The organism is Arthrobacter ulcerisalmonis, assembly GCF_900609065.1.
GTDB lineage: Bacteria > Actinomycetota > Actinomycetes > Actinomycetales > Micrococcaceae > Arthrobacter > Arthrobacter ulcerisalmonis.
Genome location: NZ_UXAU01000026.1, coordinates 98,058 through 123,556 on the forward strand (window position 1 = coordinate 98,058; position 25,499 = coordinate 123,556).

Annotated in this window: 19 protein-coding genes and 1 tRNA gene; 15 read left to right on the forward strand and 5 right to left on the reverse strand. The window is 66.0% G+C overall.

The genetic code is table 11. From position 1 onward, the window contains the following. The 5 genes from PSET11_RS09875 (at position 1) to PSET11_RS09895 (ending at position 5,109) form a co-directional block, all read left to right on the forward strand. Complete coding sequence (locus tag PSET11_RS09875; protein WP_238989097.1) at positions 1 to 390, forward strand: DUF3499 domain-containing protein; 390 nt, start codon at positions 1 to 3, stop codon at positions 388 to 390. Between the two features lie 78 nt (positions 391 to 468). Continuing rightward, positions 469 to 702: a Trm112 family protein gene (locus PSET11_RS09880; protein WP_124091933.1), complete on the forward strand. Its 234-nt coding sequence runs from the start codon at positions 469 to 471 to the stop codon at positions 700 to 702. 91 nt (positions 703 to 793) lie between these two features. Next, positions 794 to 2,272 (forward strand): adenosylhomocysteinase, encoded by a 1,479-nt coding sequence (gene ahcY, locus PSET11_RS09885; RefSeq protein ID WP_124091934.1) that lies wholly within the window; start codon positions 794 to 796, stop codon positions 2,270 to 2,272. 106 nt (positions 2,273 to 2,378) lie between these two features. Then, positions 2,379 to 3,617 (forward strand): L,D-transpeptidase, encoded by a 1,239-nt coding sequence (locus PSET11_RS09890; protein ID WP_124091935.1) that lies wholly within the window; start codon positions 2,379 to 2,381, stop codon positions 3,615 to 3,617. A gap of 178 nt (positions 3,618 to 3,795) precedes the next feature. Continuing rightward, positions 3,796 to 5,109 carry a TIGR01906 family membrane protein gene (locus tag PSET11_RS09895; RefSeq protein WP_238989098.1) on the forward strand — a complete coding sequence of 438 codons (1,314 nt, stop codon included), beginning with the start codon at positions 3,796 to 3,798 and terminating at the stop codon, positions 5,107 to 5,109. Here the strand turns inward: PSET11_RS09895 and PSET11_RS09900 are convergent. Then, entirely contained in the window at positions 5,100 to 6,929 is a 1,830-nt protein-coding gene (locus PSET11_RS09900) for an AMP-dependent synthetase/ligase (RefSeq protein WP_124091936.1), read from the reverse strand. The two genes, PSET11_RS09895 and PSET11_RS09900, sit on opposite strands and share 10 nt — an antisense overlap. A 64-nt stretch (positions 6,930 to 6,993) precedes the next feature. Then, entirely contained in the window at positions 6,994 to 8,679 is a 1,686-nt protein-coding gene (locus tag PSET11_RS09905; protein ID WP_124091937.1) for a dolichyl-phosphate-mannose--protein mannosyltransferase, read from the reverse strand. Between the two features lie 53 nt (positions 8,680 to 8,732). Between PSET11_RS09905 and rsmI the strand changes: the two genes are divergently transcribed. Both rsmI and PSET11_RS09915 read left to right on the forward strand, forming a co-directional pair. Next, a complete protein-coding gene (gene rsmI, locus PSET11_RS09910) occupies positions 8,733 to 9,608 on the forward strand; it encodes a 16S rRNA (cytidine(1402)-2'-O)-methyltransferase (protein ID WP_124091938.1) in 876 nt (291 codons plus the stop codon). A gap of 191 nt (positions 9,609 to 9,799) precedes the next feature. After that, positions 9,800 to 11,299, forward strand: coding sequence for an NAD-dependent succinate-semialdehyde dehydrogenase (locus tag PSET11_RS09915; protein ID WP_124091939.1), 1,500 nt, complete (start codon positions 9,800 to 9,802; stop codon positions 11,297 to 11,299). A 28-nt stretch (positions 11,300 to 11,327) separates the two neighbouring features. Here the strand turns inward: PSET11_RS09915 and PSET11_RS09920 are convergent, their stop codons facing one another. Genes PSET11_RS09920 through PSET11_RS09930 form a run of 3 tightly spaced genes read right to left on the reverse strand, consistent with a single transcriptional unit; the run spans position 11,328 to position 16,317 of the window. Beyond that, a complete protein-coding gene (locus tag PSET11_RS09920; protein WP_238989099.1) occupies positions 11,328 to 13,829 on the reverse strand; it encodes a transglutaminase TgpA family protein in 2,502 nt (833 codons plus the stop codon). Next, positions 13,826 to 15,214: a DUF58 domain-containing protein gene (locus tag PSET11_RS09925; RefSeq protein WP_124091941.1), complete on the reverse strand. Its 1,389-nt coding sequence runs from the start codon at positions 15,212 to 15,214 to the stop codon at positions 13,826 to 13,828. Before PSET11_RS09925 ends, PSET11_RS09920 begins: the two co-directional genes overlap by 4 nt. 11 nt (positions 15,215 to 15,225) lie before the next feature. Continuing rightward, positions 15,226 to 16,317: an AAA family ATPase gene (locus tag PSET11_RS09930; protein ID WP_124091942.1), complete on the reverse strand. Its 1,092-nt coding sequence runs from the start codon at positions 16,315 to 16,317 to the stop codon at positions 15,226 to 15,228. A 160-nt stretch (positions 16,318 to 16,477) separates the two neighbouring features. Here PSET11_RS09930 and PSET11_RS09935 point away from each other — a divergent pair, with 160 nt between their 5' ends. The 8 genes from PSET11_RS09935 (at position 16,478) to PSET11_RS09970 (ending at position 25,420) form a co-directional block, all read left to right on the forward strand. Next, positions 16,478 to 17,383 carry a TatD family hydrolase gene (locus PSET11_RS09935; protein WP_124091943.1) on the forward strand — a complete coding sequence of 302 codons (906 nt, stop codon included), beginning with the start codon at positions 16,478 to 16,480 and terminating at the stop codon, positions 17,381 to 17,383. A 284-nt stretch (positions 17,384 to 17,667) separates the two neighbouring features. Continuing rightward, positions 17,668 to 18,852, forward strand: coding sequence for a resuscitation-promoting factor (locus tag PSET11_RS09940; RefSeq protein WP_124091944.1), 1,185 nt, complete (start codon positions 17,668 to 17,670; stop codon positions 18,850 to 18,852). 121 nt (positions 18,853 to 18,973) lie between these two features. Then, positions 18,974 to 19,846: a 16S rRNA (adenine(1518)-N(6)/adenine(1519)-N(6))-dimethyltransferase RsmA gene (gene rsmA, locus PSET11_RS09945; protein ID WP_124091945.1), complete on the forward strand. Its 873-nt coding sequence runs from the start codon at positions 18,974 to 18,976 to the stop codon at positions 19,844 to 19,846. Then, positions 19,843 to 20,802 (forward strand): 4-(cytidine 5'-diphospho)-2-C-methyl-D-erythritol kinase, encoded by a 960-nt coding sequence (locus tag PSET11_RS09950; RefSeq protein WP_124091946.1) that lies wholly within the window; start codon positions 19,843 to 19,845, stop codon positions 20,800 to 20,802. The genes rsmA and PSET11_RS09950 overlap by 4 nt, the downstream gene beginning before the upstream one ends. Before the next feature lie 34 nt (positions 20,803 to 20,836). After that, positions 20,837 to 22,663 (forward strand): ABC-F family ATP-binding cassette domain-containing protein, encoded by a 1,827-nt coding sequence (locus PSET11_RS09955; protein WP_124091947.1) that lies wholly within the window; start codon positions 20,837 to 20,839, stop codon positions 22,661 to 22,663. 138 nt (positions 22,664 to 22,801) lie between these two features. Next, positions 22,802 to 22,873, forward strand: a tRNA-Gln gene (locus PSET11_RS09960). Positions 22,874 to 22,970: 97 nt separating this feature from the next. Next, on the forward strand, positions 22,971 to 24,437 hold the full coding sequence (glmU, locus tag PSET11_RS09965) for a bifunctional UDP-N-acetylglucosamine diphosphorylase/glucosamine-1-phosphate N-acetyltransferase GlmU (RefSeq protein WP_124091948.1): 1,467 nt from the start codon (positions 22,971 to 22,973) through the stop codon (positions 24,435 to 24,437). Positions 24,438 to 24,439: 2 nt separating this feature from the next. Then, the gene (locus tag PSET11_RS09970; RefSeq protein WP_124091949.1) at positions 24,440 to 25,420 is read left to right on the forward strand and encodes a ribose-phosphate diphosphokinase; all 981 of its coding nucleotides are present in this window, start codon (positions 24,440 to 24,442) and stop codon (positions 25,418 to 25,420) included. Positions 25,421 to 25,499 lie beyond the last annotated feature (79 nt).

A 25,499-nucleotide genomic window follows, 5' to 3' on the forward strand; every position in this document is an offset into this window, starting at 1 on the left:
GTGGGAGCTATCCGTCAGTGTTCAAGATCCGCCTGCCGTCAATCGGCCGTGGCTACCTTGACCTACGTCTACGCAGATTCAACAGCGGTCCTCGGACCCCTGGCCACCTACGCCGAACCGCACTGCTATGACCTGTGCAGCCAGCACGCCGGGTCCTTGACGGTGCCCAGGGGCTGGGAAGTCCTTCGCCTCGCGATGCCCACCACACCACCCCAGCCCGGACCGGATGACCTCCTTGCCCTCGCTGACGCCGTCCGAGAGGCGGCGTCGCAGCCGTCCCGGCAGGCGCCGTCGCCCACCCAGCGTAGTACCCACGCAGCCCTGGAAGCGCCGGCCGGCGCCGAAGGTACCCGCCGAGGTCACCTGCGCATTCTCCGCGAACCGTCCTGACGGGCATCTGGCGGTAGGCTGGACGCTGTACACCAGTCCGCAACCGGCGCGAGCGCGCCCGCCAGGGAGCAGCAACACATGCCAAAGATCAGCCCCGAGCTGTTGTCCGTCCTACGGTGTCCCGTGACGAACTCACCCCTGATCCAGGAAGGCGAGGAGCTGGTGGCCACTGCCACCGCAGCCTCGGGCGCCACCCCGCGCTATGCCATCGAAGACGGCATCCCTTTGCTGCTGCCGCCGGAGCTGATGGCAGCAGCCGCCACAGCGGGTTCGGACCAGCACGATTCAGTCAGCCCCACCCCGGCGCCGTAAGCGCGCCGACGCCTTTTTTCGCGGCGCAGCAGCGCCGCCCGCCGGCAGCATGCCGGGACAAGAACCCTCGGATACAGACCAAAGGATCCCCATGACGTTTGATTACAAGGTTGCCGACATTTCCCTCGCGGAAGCTGGCCGGCATCAAATCCGCCTCGCCGAGCACGAGATGCCGGGCTTGATGTCCCTGCGCGAAGAGTTCGGTCCCACCCAGCCGCTCGCTGGCGCCCGGATTGCCGGCTCCCTGCACATGACGGTCCAGACCGCCGTCCTGATCGAAACGTTGACGGCGCTGGGCGCTGAAGTGCGCTGGGCGTCGTGCAACATCTTCTCCACCCAGGACGAGGCAGCAGCAGCAGTGGTGGTGGGTACCGGCACCGTGGAGAACCCTGCCGGCGTTCCGGTGTTTGCCTGGAAGGGCGAATCGCTCGAGGAGTACTGGTGGACTGCTGAGCAGATCCTCACCTGGCCCGGCGCCGATACCAACCCGGAACTCGGCCCGAACATGATCCTGGACGACGGTGGCGACGCCACCATGCTGGTCCACAAGGGAGTCGAGTTCGAGGCAGCCGGAGCAGTTCCCAGCGCCGCGGAGAACGATTCCGCGGAGCACATTGTCTTCCTCGACGTCCTGCGCGCCTCGCTGGCAGCCAACCCGAAGAAGTGGGGCCGCATCGCAGCCCGCATCAAGGGCGTCAGCGAAGAGACCACCACGGGTGTGCTGCGGCTCTACCAGCTCGCTGCCCAAGGAAAGCTGCTCTTCCCGGCTATCAACGTCAACGACTCGGTGACCAAGAGCAAGTTCGACAACAAGTACGGCATCCGGCACTCTCTGCCTGATGGCATTAACCGCGCCACGGACGTCCTCATGGGCGGCAAGGTTGCTGTGGTCTGTGGCTACGGCGATGTTGGCAAGGGCGCAGCAGAAGCGCTGCGTGGCCAGGGTTCCCGGGTGATCGTGACCGAGATCGACCCCATCTGTGCGCTGCAGGCTGCCATGGACGGCTACCAGGTCGCCAAGCTCGAATCAGTCCTGGCGATTGGCGATATCTTCATCACCACCACCGGCAACAAAGACGTCATCATGGCCGAGCACATGGCCGGGATGAAGAATAAGGCGATTGTGGGCAACATCGGCCACTTCGACAACGAAATCGACATGGCTGGGCTGGCGAAAATCGACGGCATCACCAAGGTCGAGATCAAGCCGCAGGTGCACGAATGGGTCTTCAACGCCGGCGCTGACTCCGAGCGATCCATCATTGTGCTCTCCGAAGGGCGCCTGCTGAACCTGGGCAACGCCACCGGGCACCCGTCGTTCGTGATGAGCAACTCCTTTGCCAACCAGACCATCGCCCAGATCGAACTGTGGACGAAGAAGGACCAGGCCGAGGACGAGCGCGAGTACCACAACCAGGTGTACGTCCTGCCGAAGGTCCTGGACGAAAAGGTGGCACGGCTGCACCTCGGTGCCCTGGGCGTGGAGCTCACGGAACTGTCCAAGGACCAGGCTGAATACCTCGATATCGATGTGGCCGGCCCGTATAAGCCGGAGCACTACCGCTACTAGGCCACCCGACTAAACCGACCGGCACCAGCTGCCTGGAACGGTGCACACCACGGAACCCGGATGCCACTGGCACCCGGGTTCTGTTGTCAGCGCCTAGAATTGACCCATGGAAGCTGATTTCAAACCGCGGCGTAAGGGCAGTGTCAAGAAGATCCTGGTGCTGGCAACAGTGTGCCTGTTGGCGGCCGCCGGCGGCGTCTTCGCAGCGGTTGCGCCCGGCCTGGCCGGAAGTTCACTGGCTTCCGAGGCCAGTTCGGCTGTCCGTTCGGCGCCCGGCCTGGCTGCGCCGGTGGTGGCGCCAGTGAACGCGGATTCAACTCCCACAAACGGTGCCAAACAAGTCAACCCCGCAGCGCCGGTAACCCTGACCGTGGGCAACGGCACTATTGAGCGGGTTACGCTCACCAGCACCAGTGGTGAGGGCGTGGAAGGTAGCATCGATCCTGCTGGGACCGGCTGGGCCGCCACGGGAGCGCTGAAGTTCAACACCGACTACAGCTACACCTACGTGGTCAAAGACGGTGCCGGCCGAGAAACCAGCATCACGCACGCCTTCAGCACGGTCTCCAGTTCACATGAGGCTGACGCTGCCATCTACCCCCTGGATGGGATGAAAGTTGGTGTGGGCCAGCCCCTGCAGGTCATCTTCAGCGAGCCTGTCCTCAACCGTGCCGCTGTCGAGAAAGCCATCACTATCACCAGCAGCGCCGGCCAGGTAGGCGCCTTCCACTGGTACAGCGACACCATGGTGCGGTATCGGGCGGAGAACTTCTGGACCGCGAACTCCACGGTTTCGATGGACATGAAACTATTCGGCGTGGACCTCGGCAACGGCCAGATCGCCAACTTCAACAAGAAGATGAGCATCAACATCGGCGATAAGAAGGTTGCTGTTGCGGACGCCACCGCTCACACCTTCACGCTCAGCGTCAACGACCAACCGGTCAAGACCTTGCCGGTCAGCATGGGGGACAAGCGGTTCCCCTCTGCCCGCGGTTTCGGCGTGTTGATGGAGAAGAAGCGCTACGACCACTTCCGGGCCGCCAGCATCGGCCTGAAGCCCGGCGACCCCGCCTACTATGGGGAAGAGGATGTTGAGTACACCATCCGGCTGACTCTCAGCGGCGCGTATCTGCACCAGGCGCTCGACTCGGCGTTCCCCTACATCGGCAACACTAACGTCTCGCATGGCTGCATCGGGTTCCTGCCGGACGGTGCCGCCTGGGTCTTTGAGAACATGGGCACCGGCGACGTTGTCCAGATCATCAACACCGAAGGCGACTACGCAGCCAACGACGACGGCTACGGCGACTGGAACATCCCCTGGGCCGAGTACGACAACTAAGCCCGGCCTCGTGGCAGGTCCGACTGGGCTGCGGCGCGCCACGGGTACTGCCCGAATCGTTGTAATTCTGGCGGGGTGGTTTCCCGCGGGGCTTCGCACCGGCCGGTAGGCTCGAGGGCAGAGTCAGGCGCAGCGTCCCTACGCGGCGCGCAGAAACCCCAACGGAAGTGACGCCGCTGTGAAAGACGAGAAATCGGTCCCCACCAAGAACGTGGCGGCCCCGGAGGAACCCCTCCTGGATACCTCTGCCGACTCCGACGAACCGGCCTTCTCCTGGCTCACCCCCGCCAAGCCAAGCGCTGCAGGCTCCGAGAAACCGGGTGCCTCCAACGCAGGCAAGACTGCCGCGAATGCCGGGCCCGCTGCCAACGAGCAAGGAAGCCGCCCCGCCGGACGCGCCACCACCCCCACGGGCAGCACCACGGCACCAACCGCTGTGCACCCAGTCACCGGCAGTGCCACCACCGGCAGTGCAGCAACCAGCAGCGCAACGAACGGCACTGCACCGACTGGCGGCGCGACCACCCTCGGCGCGGCGTCCGCAACGGCCGCCTCCGCAACAGCCTCGCCCACCGCCAAAACGACTGCCACCCCCATAACGCCAGCGGGACGGACGGCCCAGCCCGAGAGCAGAGCGGAGCGCAAGGCTGCTGCAGCCGCCGTCGAACCCACCAAGGACAACGCACCCCTCTTTGAAGAGCGGCACCCCACCTCTGCCCTGCAGGTCCGTCCGCCCGAGGACGAGGTGGAACGGCGCAACGCCCAACGGGAGAACGCCGTCAACGCCAAACCCGTCATGCCGCGCGTCACGCAGGTCCTGCTCGCCATCTTCTATCCACTGGTGCTGCTGATCCTCGCTGTCCGCGCGGTCACCAGCCCGCTGTTCCTCTGGATCGAATACAACCGGCCCGGCTTCCCCGGAGACGGCTACGGATTCAGTACCGATGACCGGATGACCTACGGTTCGTACGCGGTGGACTACCTGAGTAACTGGGCGAGCCCCAGGTACCTGGGGGACCTGGTCTACCGCAGCGGCGACAAGCTGTTCAAGGACGGCGAAGTCAGCCACATGGCCGACGTGAAAACGGTCATCCTTTCCACGTTCGGTGCTGGTGCGCTGCTGTTGCTGCTGGGCCTGGCAGCCATCATCTACCTGCGCAAGCGGAGCAAGGGCGGGGTCCGGCGGGCCTTGTTTGCCGGTTCCCTGGTCACCCTGGCCGTCATCGCGGGCCTGGGCACCTTGGCGATCCTGGGCTGGCAGCAGTTCTTCACCGAATTCCACCGCATCTTCTTTGCGGATGGTTCCTGGACGTTCAGCCTGGACGACACCCTCATTCGACTCTTCCCGGGACAATTCTGGATTGACGCGGGCATCGGAATCGGCGGAATGGTGCTGGTGGCCGCCATCCTCACCTTGGTCCTGACCTGGCCTACGCGCCGCCGTCGTGGACTGCCAGCCCGGAAGGCGCCGGCAACCGCTGATCAGGAGTAGATCCGCGCGATCTCGTCGTCGAAGTCGTTGACGACGGCGGCCCTCTTGAGTTTCAGGGACGGCGTCAGGTGCCCTGACTCAAGGGTGAAGTCGGCGTCGAGGAGGGTGAAGGTCCGGATCGATTCGGCCTTGGAGACCAAGAGGTTCGCCCGGTCCACCGCCTCCTGGACCGCTGCCTTGACGGCGGGATCTGCCACGGCGTCGCTCATGGTCAGCGGTGGCAGGTTCTGGACGGTGCGCCAGTTGGCGAGGCCTTCCGGGTCCAACGTGATGAGTGCGGCAACGAACGGTTTCCCGTCACCCACCACCACAGCGTGGCCTACCAGGTGGTGGGCCCGGACGGACTCCTCCAGCGGGCCGGGAGCAACGTTCTTGCCGCCAGCAGTCACCAGGATGTCCTTCTTGCGCCCCGTGACCGTGAGGAACCCTTCGGCGTCAAGGACGCCCAGGTCCCCAGTCCGGAAGAAGCCATCCACGAAGGCGGCACTGTTCGCGGCATCGTTGTGGTGATACCCCTTGAAAACGCCGATTCCCTTGACCAGGATCTCGCCGTCCGGAGCGACCCGGATGGTGGTGCCGGGGATGGGAATCCCCACCGAGCCCACCCGGGTCCGTGACGGGGTGTTGGCCGTGCACGGCGCCGTTGTTTCGGTGAGGCCATACCCCTCCAACACCGGGATGCCCACCCCGCGGAAGAAGTGCGCGTCGTCGAGGGCCAACGGGCTGGCACCTGACACGGTGTAGCCCACCTGGCCGCCCAGGGCCCCGCGGAGGCGGGGGTAGACCAGCCGATCAAAGAGTGCCTGCTTGGTGCGGCTCAGCAGCCGTGGCCCGGGGCCTTCGCCGCGGCTTTGTGCATCCTGTTCCCGTGAGTACTCGATGGCCACCGCGGCGGCGGCCGCAAAGAGCCGGCCCTTGCCCGCCACCGTCGCCTTGTGGGCGGCGGTAGCTCGCACCTTCTCAAAGATCCGGGGCACCACCAGAAGAAATGTCGGTTTGAAACTGCCCAGGTCGGCCAGCAGTTGAGCGGCGCCGGGGGTATGGGCCAACGTCACACCGGCGTGCAGGCATACGACCTGGACAGCACGGGCCAGCACGTGCGCCAGTGGCAGAAACATCAGGGTCCGGGCGCCGTCCTTGAGGAGGATCTCCGGTAGGAAGGCCACAATGTTGGCCGCGACGAGCGCAAAGTTGCCGTGGGTGATCTCGCACCCCTTCGGCTTTCCGGTGGTCCCGGAGGTGTAGACCAGCGAGGCGACACTGTTCAGGTCCGCCCTGGTGCGCTGCCGCTCCAGTTCGGCGTCGGCCACGCCAGCCCCGGCGGCGGTGAGGCTGTCCAAGTTGGGGGCATCGCCGTCGTGATCCATCCGGACCACCCCCACCAGCCGGTCGCGGAGGCGCTCCGAACTGCCCAGGACGCCGCTGACCAGCTGCGCGAGATCGTCGGTGCCCACGAAGACCCGCCGCACGCCGGCGTCTTCGATGATCCACTCAACCTGGCTGGCGGAGGACGTTTCGTAGATGGGTACCGTGACGCCACCGGCGAACCAGGTGGCGAAGTCCACCAAGGTCCATTCGTAGCAGGTGGCGGACATGACGGCCACCGAATCGCCGGGTTCCAGGCCGCCGGCGATGAGTCCCTTGGCGAGCGCGCGGACGTCCTGCAGGAAGGTCTGCGCTGAGACGTCCAGCCAGCCGTTGGGGCCTTTGCGCCGGTAGAGCGCCGCGGCAGGATTGCTGGTGTGCCGCGCCAGCAGCAGGTCAGTGACGTTACTGGTGGGATCGAGCTCTACCAGCAGTTCTGTACTTGCTTCCCGCACGCCAGTTCTCCGTTCCGCAGCCACGGCCGCACCAGCAGCCCGATTGGTCTACTGCCATCCTGCCCTAGATCCAGGACGGCATCCACATTCGAATCCGCCACTGGTCGTAGGGGATGATTTCGGCTGCCCACACGGGGTAGAAGAAGGCCGAAAGCAACAGCGCCACCACCAGGAACATCGCTACCAGGTAGAGTCCCGAGCGGCGGCGCCAGGGCGGGTCATTGGCCCGGCCCAGGACCAGGCCCAGGCAGTAGACCAGCGCCAGTACCAGGAACGGCTCGAAGGAAATTGCGTAGAAGAAGAACATGGTGCGGTCCGGGTACATGAACCACGGCAGGTAGCCCACGGCGACGCCCGCCACGATGGCCCCAGCGCGCCAATCCCGACGCCCAGCCCACCAGAACAGCAGCACCACCAGGGAAATCGCGGCGGCCCACCAGATCAGCGGATTGCCCACCGAGAGGATCGCTGAGGTGCACTTCTCTACGGTGCAGCCCTCGGTGCCCTGGGCGGGAGATTCGTAGAAGAAAGACGTGGGCCTGCCCATAACCAGCCAACTCCAGGCGTTGGCCTCGTAGGGGTGCTCTGAACTGAGGCCTTGATGGAACTTATAGGCTTCCAGGTGGTAATGCGCCAGTGACCGGACGGCGTCAGGCAACCAGCCGCACTCGGCGCTGGGATTGCTTTGCGCCCAGCGCCGGAAGTACGCATCGTCGGACCGGAACCAACCAATCCACGTAGCGGCGTAGACCACCGCGGCAACCGGGACAATGCTGATGAATGCGGGCAGCCCGTCCTTGGTGATGCCGCCGCTGATCCAGCCACGAATGCCTGCGATCCTGCGTGCGCTGAGGTCCCAGAAGACCGTCAGGAGGCCGAATCCTGCCAGGAAGAAGAGCCCAGACCATTTGGTGCCCACGGCAAGGCCCAGGCAGACGCCGGCGGCTACCCGCCACCAGCGGACTCCCAGCCACGGTCCGGAAAGCAGGAGGGCCGACGGCGGTCCACCCACCTTGGCTGCCGCGGCGGCCAGCCGGGCAGCGAGCCTGCGCCGGCCGTCGTCGCGATCCATGAGGAGGGCGCCGAACGCCGCCAGGACCCAGAACATCAAGAAGATGTCCAGCAAGGATGTCCGGGACATCACCAGGTGGTGGCCGTCGACGGCGAGAAGGAGGCCCGCCGCGCCGGCCAGGGGGAGCGACCGGAAGAGCTTGAGGGCAATCAGGGAGATGAGGAGTACTGACAGGGTTCCGGTCAAGGCCGCGGCAAAGCGCCAGCCGAAAGGATTATCTGAGCCGAACAGCCACATACCTGCAGCGATCATCCACTTGCCCACCGGTGGGTGCACCACATATTCGGGGGTGTTCAAGATGACGGTGGGATCCCCGGCGTTGAAGGCATCGTTGGCCTTGTCTGGCCAGTTGCGTTCGTAGCCGCTCTGCAGGAACGAGTAGGCGTCCTTGACGTAGTAGGTCTCATCGAAGACCAGCTTGGGTGGACTGCCCAACCGCACGAAGCGCAGGATGCCGGCCACCACAGCGGTGAAGACGGGAACGGCGATGAACCAGAGCCGGAGCGAGAGCGGGTAGGCGCGCCAATCCTGGATGCTGCCCAGGAGCCGGCGCCGGAGGGCTTCGTCAGTGAAGGCCTCGGTGGGCCGGGCCACCCAGGGCCGCGCTGTTCGTGGCGGCCGTCCCTCCGCTGGCACAGGATCGCTGGCTGCTGCGGGCCGGGTGGGGGTCTGGGTCACGTGCCCATGCTACCTTTTGCGGCTGGCCGTCCCGCTCGCAGTAGGCTTGGGGGGTGGATGCTAACCCCGAAATCAGCCCGAACGCCAGCCCGACTCCCGGTGGGCGGATCGTGTTGGCCGCCACCCCCATCGGCAACACCGGCGATGCCTCCGCTCGGCTGATCGAGCTGTTGGGGACCGCTGACATTGTGGCCGCCGAAGATACCCGCCGGCTGCACCGGCTGGTCCAGAACCTGGGCGTCACGGTGGCCGGCCGGATCATCAGCTATCACGAGCACAATGAAGCCTCGCGGACCGCGGAGCTCCTGGACCAGGTGCGCGCAGGCAGCACCTTGGTGATGGTGACCGACGCCGGCATGCCAGCCGTCTCTGACCCTGGCTTCCGCCTGGTCGAGGGTGCCGTCGCTGCAGGGCTGACGGTGACCGCCGCGCCGGGGCCATCGGCAGTCCTGACCGCACTCGCGCTCTCTGGGCTGCCGACTGACAGGTTTTGCTTCGAGGGGTTCCTGCCCCGCAAAGCAGGCGAGCGAGCCTCCCGGCTGGCTGACCTGTCCGCGGAGCGTCGCACCATGGTGTTCTTCGAAGCCCCGCACCGTCTTGAAGTCATGCTGCGGGCCCTCCGCGAACGGTTCGGTCCCGACCGGCGGGTGGCCGTCTGCCGCGAACTCACCAAAACCTATGAGGAAGTCCTGCGGGGCTCCCTGGGCGACATCCTGGCGTGGGCCGAATCCAACGAGGTCAGGGGCGAGATTGCCGTGGTCCTGGCCGGAGCCCCTGAACAGGCTGCCGGTACGCCGGCGGACCACGTGGCGGCCGTCAACGAATTGGTGGCACAGGGGATTCGGCTCAAAGAGGCGGTCGCCGCAGTGGCGGAGGAGTCGCGGGTCAGTAAGCGTGAGCTGTACTCGGCGGTCCTTGCGGCCCGGTAGCTGCTGTCCGGCACTCCTCTACCACCGCACCGGCGCTGTGCAGCTGCACAAGCCAGCAGCGCATCTGCAGTGCAGCGAGGCCTAGACCCCGGGGAAATGCCCGCAGTAGGGTGAGCCTTGATCAGCCTATTGAGTCCGGCCCGGCCGGACCGCCCTGAGGCTGCAGCAACCCTAACGACGGGGGATCTCCCATGACTGTTCCTGCCCAGCAAACAATCACTGCCGAGCGCGAGAGCCAGCTGCTGGCTGCTGTGCCTACGGGGTTGCTCATCAATGGTGAGTGGCGGGATGCCGCGTCAGGGAAGACGTTCGACGTCGAAGATCCCGCCACCGGGAAGGTTCTGTTGAGCATTGCCGACGCCGGCCCCGAAGACGCCGCCGCCGCGCTCGACGCTGCCGCAGCAGCCCAGGAGTCATGGGCGAAGGTGCCGCCGCGTGAGCGGGGCGAGATCCTCCGCCGTGCGTTCGAGCTGGTCACCGAGCGGGCGGACGACTTTGCCCTGTTAATGACGCTGGAGATGGGCAAGCCGCTAGCGGAGGCCCGGGGCGAAGTCACCTACGGCGCCGAATTCCTGCGTTGGTTCTCGGAAGAAGCGGTGCGTTCTTCTGGCCGCTATTCCGTCTCTCCGGACGGCAAGTCACGGCTGTTGGTGACGAAGAAGCCGGTGGGGCCGTGCTTGTTGATTACGCCGTGGAACTTCCCGTTGGCCATGGCTACCCGGAAGATCGCCCCGGCGGTCGCAGCAGGGTGCACCATGGTGCTCAAGTCGGCTAACCTCACACCGCTGACGTCCCAGCTGTTCGCCGCCGTGATGCTGGAAGCCGGCCTCCCGGCAGGTGTCCTCAATGTCATCCCTACCTCCACTGCAGGGGCCACCACCGGGCCGTTGATCAAGGATTCGCGGCTGCGGAAACTGTCGTTCACCGGATCCACGGAAGTGGGCCGTCGACTGCTGAGTGACGCGTCCGAAACGGTGCTCCGGACCTCGATGGAGTTGGGCGGCAACGCCCCGTTCCTCGTGTTCGAGGACGCCGACGTTGATGCCGCCGTGACCGGTGCGATGCTGGCGAAGCTGCGCAACATGGGTGAGGCGTGCACCGCCGCCAACCGGTTCATTGTGCACGAGTCCATCGCCGCCGAATTCGCCGAGAAGTTCGCCGCGAAGATGGCCGAGATGACCACTGCCCGTGGAACGGAGCCGGAGTCCAAGGTGGGGCCGCTGATCGACGCCAAGAGCCGGGACAAGGTCCATAGCCTGGTCTCGGACGCCATTTCCGACGGCGCCACCGCTGTGGTGGGCGGCGCGCCTGTGGACGGGCCGGGTTACTTCTACCAGCCCACCATCCTCACGGGTGTCAGCGAGGATTCCCGGATCCTTGGTGAAGAGATCTTCGGTCCGGTGGCCCCGATCGTCACCTTCAGCACCGAAGATGACGCTGTCCGGCTAGCCAACAACACCGAGTACGGGCTGGTGGCTTACGTTTTCACCAAGGACCTGAACCGCGGCATCCGGATGGGCGAACGGTTGGAAACGGGCATGCTTGGCCTGAACGCCGGGGTCATCTCCAACGCTGCGGCACCGTTCGGCGGGGTGAAGCAGTCAGGCCTGGGCCGTGAAGGCGGCCTTGAAGGCATCGAGGAATACCTCTACACGCAGTACATCGGCATCGCCGATCCCTACGCCAGCTGACCGTTCCGCCGCGGGGACCAGCCCGGTTCTACGCGGCCTGACGGTTCCGCAGCCGACGCCACGCGCCAGCTGCGGACCGGGCCAGCAAGGATCCGCCCTGCCGCAGGCTGGCGACGGGGGCCTTGACCAGGGCCACGAGCCTTCGCAGGACCGACGGCGGCGCCCACGTCGCCAGGATCCGGCGCGCAGGACCGGCGTTCTCGTGTAACGAGCCGCGCAGGGACTCCAGCCTGGCACGCTGACCTGGGCCGCCGTCGAGCAGTCCTGACTCCACTGGCGCGGCTTGCACAGCCGCGTTGCTTCCCGGCACGGCGTCCTGGCGACCGTACTGGCTGCGTTCGTAGTCGGCCGTCACCGCCGCAACGGCGGCGTGGGCTGCCTGGTCCATCCCGCTGGGATCGCCCAGCAGCGCGCCGCGCAACCGGGCAGCGTAAGTCCGGGGTGTTTCGCTGGGTCTCGGCGGCACGCCGTAATCGACACCAAGGTCCAGCACCTCGGCCCAGGCCAGCCCGGCAGCTGCTGCGGGATCGCGGGGCCGCAGCCGCCGCGCCCGGAGCCCGGAACGGATCAGGAACGGCCCGGCCAACAGCAAACCGATAGCCAGCCCACCGCCCACGCCCGGCAGCCACGGGATGGGACTGGCTTCGGTGCCGGTGCTGCCGCCGCCGGTCTGCGGCACGGGGGCAGCGGAGGCAGTGGATGATGGTGCCGGCGCGGGAGCGTCGGGCTGCAGCAAGTCATCGTTGTTTTCCACCGACGCGGGCGAGGATGCCCCTGATGCAGTGGTGGCGTAGTCGGGAACCACGCCGCGTGAGGGCGTTGGCTCGAACGCCACCCAGCCCAGTTCCTGGAAATACAGTTCCGGCCAGGCGTGGGCGTCGCGGGAATCGACTTCGAATTCAGGCAGTGAGCCCTCACCCGGAACGGTGACTACTTCACCGGTCTGCCTCCCCGGCGCGTAGCCCACGGCGATCCGGCTGGGGATCCCCTCCAACCGTGCCATCACGGCCATGGCCGAGGCGAAGTGGACGCAATAGCCGCTCTTCTGGGTCAGGAAGTCAGCAAGCACGGACAGGCCGTTGCCGTCGTAGCCGTTCTGCACGGGTGACTGGAGTGAATAGCTGAACTGGGCCGAGCGGAGGTAGGTCTGGATGGCCATGGCTTTTTGGTACGGGGTGGTTGCCGTGCCGGCCACAGAGCTGGCGGTGCTCCGCACAATGTCTGGGATGTTCCCGGGGATGCGGCTGAAATCGGTGGAAATACCCCGGACAGGTTCCGTCGATTGCGCCAGGACACTCGCTGTCAAGGCCGGAATGGCGGAGGTCACCGTATATTCCTGGCGACGCACCGATGGTTCGGCGCTCCTGATGCTCAGGGTGGCCGGATCCCAACTCCACTGGCCATCCAGGCCTCCGACCGACTCGGGAGCGTAGGGCGCCGGCAGGTACTGGCTGCTGAAGTTGCCTGTGTTGACGGTGGTCACCTGGCGACTCTGAGCTGCGCCGAGCACCGAGTAGCCCGGCTCGATTGGACCGTCCAAGGCCACGCGCGAACTGTTGCGATCGTCGGGGCCCCAGGTGTCGCCGTCGAAATTGTCCACGGTGACAGTCCGGAGGTACACCGGTGTGCTCGCGGTGGTGGCGTACGTGATGCGCCCGCTGCCGTCCGGGGTTCGCAGGCTGTTTCCCAGGGTGATCATCGGGTTCAGGCCGGTCGAAGCACCCCACGGGTTGAGGCGGGAGCCCTGCGGAAAGGTGCCTTGATCGAACCCGGGAATGGCTGCCGGCGCCAGCAGCGCCGCCACCAAGGCCACCGAACCGGTCAGGGCTGCCCGCCGGGCCTGTCCGGGGCTGCCCGCCGCGTCCGTTCGGGAGCCGCCGGGCGAAAACCACTGACTACACGCCAGGATCATCAAGTATCCCAGCACCGTCACGGCAAAAGCCCAGAGCCCAACGCTTTGCGGCTTGATCATGGCGGGAACCACCAGGGTCGCCAGCAAGGCGGCGCCGGTAGCCGCTGGCATGCCCAGCGGGACGGCCAAGACATCAATCAGAATGACCGCTAGGCCCAGCACGGCGCAGATCACCAAGACAATGCCAGTGTTGGGCGCCACGGGCGCCGTCTCGGCCAGCACCGTTTCGCTGGCCCGGCGTAGGAGTCGGTCAAGTTCGGCCATGGTCCCGCCGCCGGGTAGCACGCCCAGGAAGCTCGAACCGCGGAAAAACGTCAGGTTCAGGGCCGCGCCGAGGACCACGAACCCGCCGATGGTCACCAGCAGTGGCTTGGCCCGAAGCGCCCGGAGGAGGGCGAGGCTGATGCTGGTGGCCAGGACCGTGGTCAACACCGGCAGATACCAGCCCCAACCGCGGAGGACGCCGTTCAACGCCAAGGCTGCGCCGCAGACCGCTACCGCAATGGCGGTGGCCATCAGCCAGGGGTAGAGACCCACTGGTTCCCGCCGGGGCCGGGCGTTGGCGGCCGGTGCAGGTTCCCGATTGCTGGTGCGGGGTGTGGGCGGCGCCAAGGTCACTGGAGGACCCCGTTCCGCTGCCGTGCGGTGGGGGAGGGTGCCAGCGCAACCACGTCCTCGTCGAATCCTGACCAGGCGTTGCCCACCGGGGTGGCTGGCGCAACGGCTGCGGCCCGCCAACCGCCGCGGCGTAGAGTTTCCAAGACCCCCGCATACTCGCCGGGTTTCTCGGCAACGATCAGGGCAAAGGCATTGGTGCCGAACCCGGCCGCCGGGGCGAGTGACACCGCTTCCTCGGCGGAGATGGTGCCCAAGACCGCGATCAACGGTCCGCGCATCCGGTGGCCGGACAGCTTATCCATCAGGTGGTCATCGAAGGGCGGGGCAGCCGACTCCACGGGGCCGCGGTGCCCGCCACCGGCGAGGCCGATGGCGGCAAGGCTCTCGGCGATGGATTGCAGGCCGGAACTGCCCGTGTAGTCCTCCACCTCCGGCTCTGGCGCGGACGGCGAGGTCAGGAACGCGGGTTCCCCCCGGGCGTCCAACAAGCGCAGCCCGTACTTGCGTTCCGTGAGGTGCGCGGCAATGGACATCACGGCCACCACCGCCCATTCGAAGGTTTCGGTGGTGAGGATGGCGTTTCCGTCACGTCGGCCGCGGCCGGTTGGCGCCGGGCCGTTGCCGGGCGAGTGTGCTAGGGACCGGATATCGAAAATCACGGTGGCTTCAGGGGTGGTGACGGACTCTTCCTGCCGGACCATGAGGTCCCCGTGCCGTGCGGTGGCGGCCCAGTGCACGCGCCGCATGGGATCCCCCAAGCGGTACTCGCGGGTCATCACATCGTCATCGCTTGGGTTGGCGCGAATCCGCGTGGCGGTGACCCCGTCGTTGCCGCGCGCGCCAGCCAAACCGGTGGCGGGAAGAACGACGGCGGCTGGCGTCACGGTGAGGAGGTCGCCGTCGTCGATTGCGTGCCGGTGCATGGACAAGCCGAAGGCGTCGGTGAACTCGGCCATGACGGGGCCGATCCGGAACTGCCCGCGCTGGCGGGAGCGCAGGTGGTATTCGTAGCGGCTGGTCCCGCCGGTGGCCGACCTGGCAGGGAAGTGGAACGCCGGTGATTCGCCGAAGCGGGCAGGCAGGTGTTCTTCCATCGTGGCGCGGGCGCTGCCCGCGTCTTTGCGACTGACGGCGAGCCGCACGGTAGTTGGCGCGGCGGTCTCCACGGGGGAGGGGTTGAACTCTCGGTAGACCTGGAACCGTGGTTTGGCCAGCCGGATTCCCGCGAGTGAAACCAAAGGCAGGACCAGCAGCAGGATGGCGAGGCCCAGAAGATCGCGCCGGCCCATAATGGCGGCGGCGCCGAGCGCGGCGGCACCCGAGGCCAGCATTCCCCAGCCACGTGCCGTGAAGAGGTTTCGGGGCAGTCTGTCGAGCAGCGCCATGAGTTCGACTCCTATGAATTTCGGCTGAAGCCGCCGCTGGACCTGTCCTGGCCTGCGGGTGCATATGCCACGGGGAGACGCTGGAGGATGCTCGCCAACACGCTGTGGGCGCTTTCGCCGGCCCCCGCTGCCTTGCGGTCCAGGATGATGCGGTGGACCAGCACCGCCTCGGCCACCTGGACCACATCATCGGGGAGGACAAAGTCGCGGCCGTCCAGTGCTGCCGTCGCTTTGGCGGCGCGCAGCAACTGCAGGAGCGAGCGGGGGCTGGCGCCGAGGCGCAACAGCGGACTCTCCCGGGTGGCTCGGCCCAAAGCCACGGTGTATTCCTTGACCGCGGCAGAAACGTAGATGTTTTGCACAGCGGCGATCATCGCAGCAACCTCGACGGTACTGACCACCGGCGTGACGAGTGCCAGCGGGGAAGCTGACTGGTGGGTTTCCAGCATCTCAATTTCTGCGTCCCGGTCCGGATAGCCCATGGAGATCCGGGCCATGAAGCGGTCTCGCTGTGCCTCAGGCAGCGGGTAGGTGCCCTCCATCTCGATCGGATTTTGGGTGGCCACCACCATGAAGGGCTCGTCCAGGATGTAGGAACGGCCGTCCACGGTGACTTGGTGCTCCTCCATGCATTCCAGGAGGGCCGACTGGGTCTTGGCCGAGGCGCGATTGATCTCGTCACCGATGACAATATTGGCAAACACTGCGCCCGGGCGGAATTCGAACTGCCGGGACGCTTGGTTGTAGATGGACACGCCGGTGACGTCAGAAGGGAGCAGGTCAGGGGTGAATTGGATCCGGCTGACGGAGCAATCGATGGTCCGGGCCAACGTTTTGGCCAGCAGCGTCTTTCCCACTCCCGGAACGTCCTCGAGGAGGAGGTGCCCCTGCGCCAGCAGCACTGTCAGCGCGAGCTTGGCCGCATCTGACTTCCCGTCGATGACGATGTTGATGGTGCTGAGGATGCGCTCGCTGGCGGCGTGGAACGCATCGGCGCCCATGGCCGCAGGACGCTGGCCCCCGCCAGCGCTGCCGTCGTGATGGTTCTCGGACAAGAGGTCCTCAGTACCTTCGTCAGCAGCACTGCGTTGGTGAAGTTCCATCGGCAACCTTTCAATCCGGGGGTGACCTGGACGGCCTGCGCCTGCCGCCGCCCATGGCTGGGCGATCGCTCGTAGTAATACCAGACTACTAACTCAACTGTTCCAACTGGCAGAGAGTTCCGCGGAAAAATGCAGGCCACCCGGCACCTAAGCTGGAAGGATGTGCACCCCGCAGACCCCCAGCGCCTATCAATTCGCTGCCACTGGCACCCCAGTCGATGCCGAGAAATCGGCCCGGCGCACGTACCCGCCAGCACCGGAACCACTGCCTGTTCCCGTCATGGACAACCACACCCACCTCGACTTTCCGGACGGAACAGCACCCGTGGGAGTCCGCGAAGCCCTGGATGCTGCGGAGGCCGTCGGAGTCAAAGGCGCCGTCCAGGTGGGCTGCGACCTGGAATCCTCCCGCTTTACTGTTGCAGCCGTGGAGCAGGACCGTCGGCTGCTGGGGGCCGTGGCCTTGCATCCCAACGACGCGCCGCTCTACGCGGAACGGGGGGAACTCGAATCGGCGCTCGCTGAGATCGAAGCCTTGGCGGCACATCCCCGCATCCGGGCCATCGGCGAAACAGGGCTGGACTTCTTCCGGACGGAAGGGGCCGGCTTGGCGCACCAGCGGCACTCTTTCCGGCGCCACATCGACATTGCCAAGCGGCTCGATCTCACCCTCCAGATCCACGATCGGGACGCCCATCAGGATGTGATCGATGTTTTGCGTGAGGAAGGCGCCCCCGAACGCGTCGTCTTCCATTGCTTCTCGGGGGACGAGGAGCTGGCACGGATCTGCAACGAGCATGGCTGGTGGATGTCCTTCGCCGGTACCGTGACGTTCAAGAATGCGCACAACTTACGGGCTGCGCTCGCGGTGGCCGAGCCGGAGTTGATCATGGTGGAGACTGATGCGCCTTTCCTGACGCCGCACCCCCACCGCGGCAAACCCAACGCGAGCTACCTGATCCCCTACACGGTGCGCAGCATGGCCGAATTGACAGGCAGGGACCTTGCCGAATTCTGCGCGCAGATCAGCGAAAATACGGTGCGGGCGTACGGATCGTGGGAGTGATCAAGCGGCCGCGACACCCTGGCGAGTAAATACCCGGTATGTCGATTTGTTGGCCCGTTTATAACGCTACGGTTACAGTGGAAGCATATTAGCCGGGGTCGGGGAAGGCCGCCGGGTAAATTCACTCCCAATTTTGCCGTCGAACGCACGGGCTTGTCCGCTGCGTTTCTCCGGTGGAGTGTGGCCGCGCACTGATGCCCGGACTGCCCTGAAAACCAGGAAAGTACCGGGTATTTTCCTGCGCTGATCCCCGTGCCCGGACGGACCGAGAGTTACGGGCAAACGTGGTCAAGTTCTTCACATCGGACGGCAAGGTGAGTTTCGTCAAGGTTGGCGCTCAGATCCTGGTGCTTTGCGCACTGGTGGTTGGGCTCGTCGCCTTCGTCGGAAATAACAAAACGGTCACGCTCAACGTGGACGGCAAGGTCAGCTCCGTGCAGACCTTTGGCGGCACCGTGGGCCAGGTTGTCAAGGGCGCAGACTTCGAACTGAAGCCCACGGACCGTATCTCCCCGGCGCTCGATTCCGCAGTGCAGAACGGCACGGTCATCAACGTCAACCAGGCCAAAGAGGTCAAGGTCAGCCTTGACGGCGCTGAGAAGACCGTCAACACCACCGCCCAGGATGTGGCCGGCCTGGTCACCGAGCTCGGCGTAGCAAGTGCCTCCTCCGTGTCGGCCCCCAAAGACGCCCAGCTGGCCCTCGCCGGCTCTTACGTTTCGATCTCCACGCCCAAGAGCGTGAGCATCGTTGCCGACGGCAAAGCGTCCGCCGCCACCACCACTGCCGCCACGGTAGGTAACGTCCTGGACGACGCCGGCCTGAGCCTCGGTGCCAACGATCGGCTCTCGCAGCCGGCCACCGCCCCCGTGGTCAACAACATGGTCATCAAGGTCTCCCGCGTGGACACCGGACAGACGGCCGTGACCAGCGAAGAAGTACCGTTCGAATCCGTCACCACCGAGGACGCCACCGTCCTCGTGGGCGAGAAATCGGTTACCCAGGCAGGCGTGGCAGGCAAGAACGAGAAGACGTTCAAGCTGGTCATGGTTGACGGCCGCGAAGCATCCCGCACCATGGTTTCCGAAAACGTCGCTGTCAAGCCCGTCACGGAAAAAATCACCGTGGGCACCAAGCCCAAGCCTGTGGCCCAGGCTGCCGCCGCACCGGCCGCTGCCGCTGCTGCTGCCGGGTCCAACACCGGCGCTGCCGCCCCAGCCATCATGAACGAGGCCATGTGGGACAAGATCGCGCAGTGTGAGGCCACCGGCAACTGGAGCATCAACACCGGCAACGGCTACTACGGCGGTCTGCAGTTCGATATCCGCACCTGGATTGGTGCCGGCGGTGGCGCGTACGCCCCCAACGCCAGCCTGGCCACCAAGGCCCAGCAGATTGACATCGCCAACCGTGTCTACGCCCAGCGTGGCCTGCAGCCCTGGGGCTGCGGTTGGGCAGCGGGCAGCTAGCCCGCACCGCACGTTTGTCCCGAGCCAATGGCCGGTCCCGGATGTTCCGGGGCCGGCCATTGGCGCTTAACCAGCCTTTGCCGATCCGGACGCCCGGCGTGCCGCGGGATAGGATACCTAGGTGACTGAACCGATCCCCGCTGCGCCCGCACCCCTCTTTGGTGCCACAGATATTCGACGGCTCGCGGAAGAGATCGGGATCAGGCCCACCAAAACCTTGGGCCAGAACTTCGTCATCGACGGCAACACCATCCGCAGAATCGTCACGGCAGCGGGTATTGGCCCCACCGAGACCGTGCTGGAAGTGGGCCCCGGCCTCGGCTCCCTGACGCTGGGTCTGCTGGATGCTGCCGCTGCAGTGGTGGCGGTGGAGATCGATCCGGTCCTGGCCGCAAAGCTCCCCGAGACGGTTGCCCAGTGGCGACCAGATGCTGCCAGCTCCTTCCACCTGGTCGAAGCGGACGCCATGAAAGTGACAGAGCTGCCGGTCCAACCCACAGCGCTGGTCGCCAACCTGCCCTACAACGTGGCCGTGCCCGTGGTCCTGCACCTGCTGCAGCATTTCCCCAGCCTGGAGCACGGCCTGGTCATGGTCCAGGACGAAGTAGCCGACCGGCTGGCTGCGGGCCCTGGCTCGAAGACGTACGGTGTTCCCTCGGTGAAGGCCGCCTGGTACAGCACCATGCGCAAGGCGGGCGTGATCGGCATGAACGTGTTCTGGCCTGCACCCAAGATCCATTCCGGCCTGGTGGCGTTCCGCCGGCACGAGCCCCTGGAGACCACCGCAACGCGTGAGCAGGTCTTCGCGGTGGTGGACGCTGCCTTCGCGCAACGCCGCAAGACCCTCCGGGCGGCACTGGCGGGCTGGGCAGGCGGAGCTGCGGAGGCGGAACGCTTCCTGGTGGCCGCAGGTGTTGACCCCACCGCGCGCGGCGAAGTGATCGACGTGTCGGCGTTCGCCAGGATCGCAGAAGCGCGGCAGGCGCTGGCGTGAGTATCCCAGGGGCACGGTTCACCAGCCGCACGGTGCGCGTCAAGGCACCTGGCAAAATCAACGTCTCCCTGGACGTGGGTCCGTTGCGCGCGGACGGCTATCATTCAGTGGCCAGCGTGTACTTGGCGGTGTCCCTCTACGAGGAAGTGGCAGCCACCAGCACCGAAGCCCCCGGCATCACTGTCAGCCTCAGCCCGGCAAGCACCCTGGACCTGGACGGCGTGGATATTCCGCTGGGTGCCGGCAACCTCGCGTACCGTGCCGCCGCGATCATGGCGGACGTCTCCGAACACGCCACCGGGGTGCACCTCGAAATCACCAAACGGGTCCCGGTGGCCGGCGGCATGGGCGGTGGCTCTGCGGATGCTGCGGCGACCCTCCTCGCCTGCGATGCCCTCTGGAACAGCGGCCTGTCGCGCGAGGAACTCGCCCACCTGGCCGCCGAGCTGGGCGCAGACGTGCCCTTCTCCTTGCTGGGCGGCACTGCGGTGGGCCTTGGCCTGGGCGATCAACTCTCACCCGCGCTGGCCAAAGCCCAGACCCACTGGGTCCTGGTGGCTGCCGACTACGGCCTGTCCACTCCCGAGGTCTACCGGACCCTTGACCGGCTGCGGGCCGCGGAAGGCGTCGACACCGCCGAACCAACCGCTGTGGACCCTGCGGTCCTCACCGCCTTGCGCAGCGGCGACGCCGAGGCCCTTGGCCGGGTCCTGGTCAACGACCTGCAACGCGCCGCCGTCGAACTTTCCCCGGCGCTGCGCGATACGCTGGGGAGTGGCGAATCCCACGGCGCCCTGGCCGGGATCGTCTCCGGATCCGGGCCCACCGTTGCGCTGCTCGCGGACGATTCAGTGGCCGCGGAATCGCTGGCGACAGACCTGCGCCGGTACGGACACGCAGCCTTGGCCGTGCATGGGCCGGTCCCCGGCGCCCGCATCATTTCCGATACACACTAAGAATTTCCCCACCCGCAGCAGAAAGCAGTTCCCCTTGGCACACCTCCTTGGCGGCGAGAACCTCACCGTCGCGTACGCAACCCGAACCGTCCTGGACGGCATTACCCTGGGCCTCGAAGAGGGCGACCGGATCGGGATGGTGGGCCGTAACGGCGACGGCAAGTCCACCCTGATGCGGCTGCTCGCAGGCAGGTCCACCCCCGATTCCGGCCGGGTGACCAAACGCAGCGAGGTCAACGTGGGGTACCTGGACCAGAGCGACGTCCTCGACGGCGACCTGACCGTTGGCGTTGCCATTGTGGGGGACCAGGCCGACTACGAATGGGCGCGCAACCCACAGATCCGTGAGGTCATGGGCGGGCTGGTCTCCGACGTCGATTGGCACGCCAATGTGCACGCCCTCTCTGGCGGGCAGAAGCGCCGCGTCGCGTTGGCCAAGCTGCTGATCGAGGACCACGACGTCATCATGCTGGATGAGCCCACCAACCACCTCGACGTGGAGGGCGTGGCCTGGCTGTCCAGGCACCTCAAAACCCGCTGGCGGGCCAATCAGGGTGCCTTCCTGGTGGTCACCCACGACCGCTGGTTCCTCGACGAAGTCTGCACCAACACCTGGGAAGTCCACGACGGGATCGTGGACCCCTTCGACGGCGGATATGCCGCCTACGTGCTGGCCCGCGCCGAGCGTGACCGCAACGCTTCCGTGGTGGAGGGCAAGCGCCAGCAACTGGTCAAGAAGGAACTGGCCTGGCTGCGCCGCGGCGCCCCGGCCCGGACTGCGAAGCCCAAGTTCCGGATCGAAGCAGCCAACGCCCTGATCGCCGACGTCCCCGAGCCGCGGGACTCGATGGCCTTGAGCAAGATGGCGACCGCCCGGCAGGGCAAGGACGTCCTGGACCTCGAAAACGTCTCACTCGACCTGCTCGGTGGCGACGGCGCGAAGTTGTTTGAGGACATCACACTTCGGCTGGCCCCGGGTGAACGGCTGGGCCTGGTAGGCGTCAACGGTGCCGGTAAGACCACGCTGCTCAAACTCCTTAACGGCGAAATCCAGCCCACATCCGGCAACGTCAAACGCGGCAAGACAGTGGTCAGCGCCGTCCTCACCCAGGAGGTCAAGGAACTCGACGATGTCGCAGACCTTCGCGTGATTGAAGTCATCGAACGCGAGAAGCGCTCGTTCAACGTGGGCGGGAAGGAATTCACCGCCGGCCAGATGGTGGAGCAGTTGGGCTTCACCAACCAGAAGCAATGGACCCCCGTGAAGGACCTGTCCGGTGGCGAACGCCGTCGTCTGCAGCTCCTGCGCCTCCTCGTGGGTGAGCCCAACGTGTTGATGCTCGATGAGCCCACCAACGATCTCGATACGGATACCTTGGCCGCCGTCGAAGACGTCCTGGACGGCTGGCCGGGCACGCTGGTGGTGGTCAGCCACGACCGTTACCTCCTGGAACGCGTCACCGACCACCAGATGGCGCTGTTGGGCGACGGCAAGCTCCGTGCCCTGCCGCGCGGAGTGGACCAGTACCTCGAACTCCGGGAGGCGGCCCTGGCCGGCTCCACGGTGGCTGGCGGCGGCAGCCCGGTCACCAGCGCCGGCGGCTCCAGCGCGGCGGCCGCACCGACAGGGCCCTCCGAGGCTGCCAAGCGCGATGCCCGGAAGGCGAAAAACCGGATCGAACGCCAGCTCGGCAAGCTGGAGCAGCAGGAAAAGAAGATCCACGACTCGATGGTCAAAGCCACTTCAGAGAACGACTTCGATGCCCTCGGCGAGCTGAACAAAAAGCTGAAAGACCTTGAGGCTGATCGGGAAGGCATCGAATTGGAGTGGCTGGCTGCCCTCGAAGTGTTGGGCGAATAGGGTTTTGCTCACATTGATCCCTGCCACGCCGTTTATTTTTCGGTCATAGGGCTGGTGCCGGCGCCGCCGTGTCGCGCACAGCACCGAACCCGTGGCAAAATAGGGACTTGTGCCCGGGACTTGCGCCCTGAAGCACTGTCCGCTCTGGTGTAATGGCAGCACCCCGGCCTTTGGAGCCGTGGAGTATAGGTTCGAGTCCTATGGGCGGAACTGCTGTGCAAAGCGTTCAGTACGATTGGTCCCGGTGCCGAACCGCAACGCCGGTTCGCCCCGTCAGTGCCAGTAGACAAACGAGGAGAGCCCGTACGTGACTTCTGAGAATGCAGGTCCCGCCGCCGTCATCGTTCTGGCAGCAGGTGCCGGCACCCGGATGAAATCCCGTACTCCGAAGATCCTGCATGAGATCGGCGGCCTGTCCATGGTGGGCCACGCTTTACGGGCTGCGCGTGGCATCAACCCGCGCCGGCTTGCCGCAGTGGTCCGGCACGAACGCGACCTGGTGGCTGGCCATGTGGCACTGCTCGACCCCACGGCCGTGATTGTGGACCAGGACGACGTCCCCGGCACCGGCCGCGCCGTGGAAGTTGCACTGCACGCCCTGGACGCCCAGCAGGAACTGCAGGGCACCGTAGTGGTCACCTACGGCGATGTCCCGCTCCTGACGGAGACGCTCCTGACGGAGCTGGTCAGCACGCATGAGCAGGACGGCAACGCTGTCACCGTCTTGACCGCCCTGCTTGCGGATGCCACCGGGTATGGCCGGATCCTGCGGGCTGAGGACGGCACCGTCACCGGGATCCGGGAGCACAAGGATGCGTCCGACGCCCAACGGCTGATCCAGGAGGTCAACTCCGGGATCTACGCCTTCGACGCCGCAGTCCTGCGCACCGCCCTCGGGAAGGTCACCACTGAGAACGCCCAGGGCGAAAAGTACCTCACCGACGTCCTGGGCCTGGCCCGCGAAGCCGGTGGCCGGGTAGCCGCGGTGGTCACCTCCGACCGCTGGCAGGTCGAAGGCGCCAACGATCGTGTCCAGCTCTCCGCGCTGGGTGCCGAAATGAACCGCCGCACGGTGGAGGCGTGGATGCGGGCTGGAGTTTCAGTGGTGGATCCCGCCAGTACTTGGATCGACTCCACGGTCAGCCTCGAACCGGACGTCCGGCTGTTGCCCAACACGCAACTGCACGGCGCCACCACCGTGGCGCGCGACGCCGTCGTCGGCCCCGACACCACCCTGACGGACGTCACGGTCGGTGAGGCCGCAACGGTGACGCGCACCCACGGCTCCGGTGCCGTGATTGGTGCCGGCGCCGCCGTCGGCCCCTTCACCTACCTGCGCCCCGGCACCGTCCTCGGCGACACCGGCAAGATCGGCGCCTTCTACGAGACCAAGAACGTGCGCATTGGCCGCGGCTCCAAACTTTCGCACCTGGGTTACGCCGGGGACGCGGAAATCGGCGAGGACACCAACATCGGTTGCGGCAACATCACCGCCAATTACGACGGCGAGCAGAAGCACCGCACGGTCATCGGCTCGGGTGTTCGGACAGGTTCCAACACGGTCTTCGTCGCCCCGGTCACCGTGGGCGACGGCGCCTACAGCGGTGCAGGAGCGATCATCCGCAAAGATGTCCCCGCCGGCGCACTGGTCATCAGTGTCGCTGAACAGCGCAATGCTGAGGGCTGGGTGGGACGCAACCGGCCGGGCACGCTGTCCGCCGAACTGGCAGCAGTGCCCTCCAATACCCTGGCATCGACGGAAGAGGTCAAGTAACCATGAGCGAAATTACGGCGCACGGCGAGAAGAAGCTGGTTCTTGCTGCGGGGCGGGCACATCCCGAACTGGCCCAGGAGATCGCCAGGGAGCTGGGCACCGACCTGCTCCCAGTGGACGCTTACGACTTCGCCAACGGTGAGATCTACGTCCGCGCCGGCGAAAGCGTCCGTGGTACCGATGCTTTCGTGATCCAGGCCCATCCCGCACCGCTGAACAACCACCTGATGGAACAGCTGATCATGATCGACTCGCTCAAGCGCGCGTCGGCCAAGCGGATCACCGTAGTTTCCCCGTTCTACCCGTACGCCCGCCAAGACAAGAAGGGCCGCGGCCGCGAGCCCATCTCCGCGCGCCTGGTCGCCGATCTGTACAAGACCGCCGGCGCCGACCGGATCATGAGCGTTGACCTGCACACGTCGCAGATCCAGGGCTTCTTTGACGGTCCCGTGGACCACCTGATGGCCATCCCGCTGCTGGCGGACTACATTCGGACGCGCGTGGACGCTGAGACCGTCACGGTGGTCTCCCCTGATACCGGCCGCGTCCGGGTCGCAGAACAGTGGGCCGAGCGGCTGGGCGGCGCCCCGTTGGCGTTCGTGCACAAGAGCCGTGACCTGACGGTGCCCAACCAGGCAGTGTCCAAAACTGTGGTGGGGCAGATCGAAGGCCGCACCTGCGTCTTGATCGATGACATGATCGACACCGGTGGAACCATTTCCGGCGCCGTCCAGGTCCTGAAGAACGCGGGCGCGAAGGATGTCATTATCGCCGCCACGCACGCTGTGTTCTCGAACCCGGCGGCCCAGCGACTTTCCGAATCCGGTGCCCGCGAAGTTGTGGTCACCAACACGTTGCCCCTGCAGCCGTCCCAGCACTTCCCGCAGCTGACGGTGCTGTCCATCGCGCCGCTGATTGCCCGCGCCATTCGTGAAGTGTTCGACGACGGCTCCGTCACCAGCCTCTTCGACGGCAACGCCTAGCAGCCCCGCTCCTGTGCCGGCGGCCGTTGTCAAGAACGGCCGCCAGCACTGGTAAGATATATCCCGATACCTTGGCGAG

Coding starts and splice junctions, on each gene's coding strand:
- PSET11_RS09880 (WP_124091933.1), top strand. CDS start 469: ATGCCAAAGATCAGCCCCGAGCTGTTGTCCGTCCTACGGTGTCCCGTG.
- ahcY (WP_124091934.1), top strand. CDS start 794: ATGACGTTTGATTACAAGGTTGCCGACATTTCCCTCGCGGAAGCTGGC.
- PSET11_RS09890 (WP_124091935.1), top strand. CDS start 2,379: ATGGAAGCTGATTTCAAACCGCGGCGTAAGGGCAGTGTCAAGAAGATC.
- PSET11_RS09915 (WP_124091939.1), top strand. CDS start 9,800: ATGACTGTTCCTGCCCAGCAAACAATCACTGCCGAGCGCGAGAGCCAG.
- PSET11_RS09925 (WP_124091941.1), bottom strand. CDS start 15,214: ATGGCGCTGCTCGACAGACTGCCCCGAAACCTCTTCACGGCACGTGGC.
- PSET11_RS09930 (WP_124091942.1), bottom strand. CDS start 16,317: ATGGAACTTCACCAACGCAGTGCTGCTGACGAAGGTACTGAGGACCTC.
- PSET11_RS09935 (WP_124091943.1), top strand. CDS start 16,478: ATGTGCACCCCGCAGACCCCCAGCGCCTATCAATTCGCTGCCACTGGC.
- PSET11_RS09970 (WP_124091949.1), top strand. CDS start 24,440: ATGAGCGAAATTACGGCGCACGGCGAGAAGAAGCTGGTTCTTGCTGCG.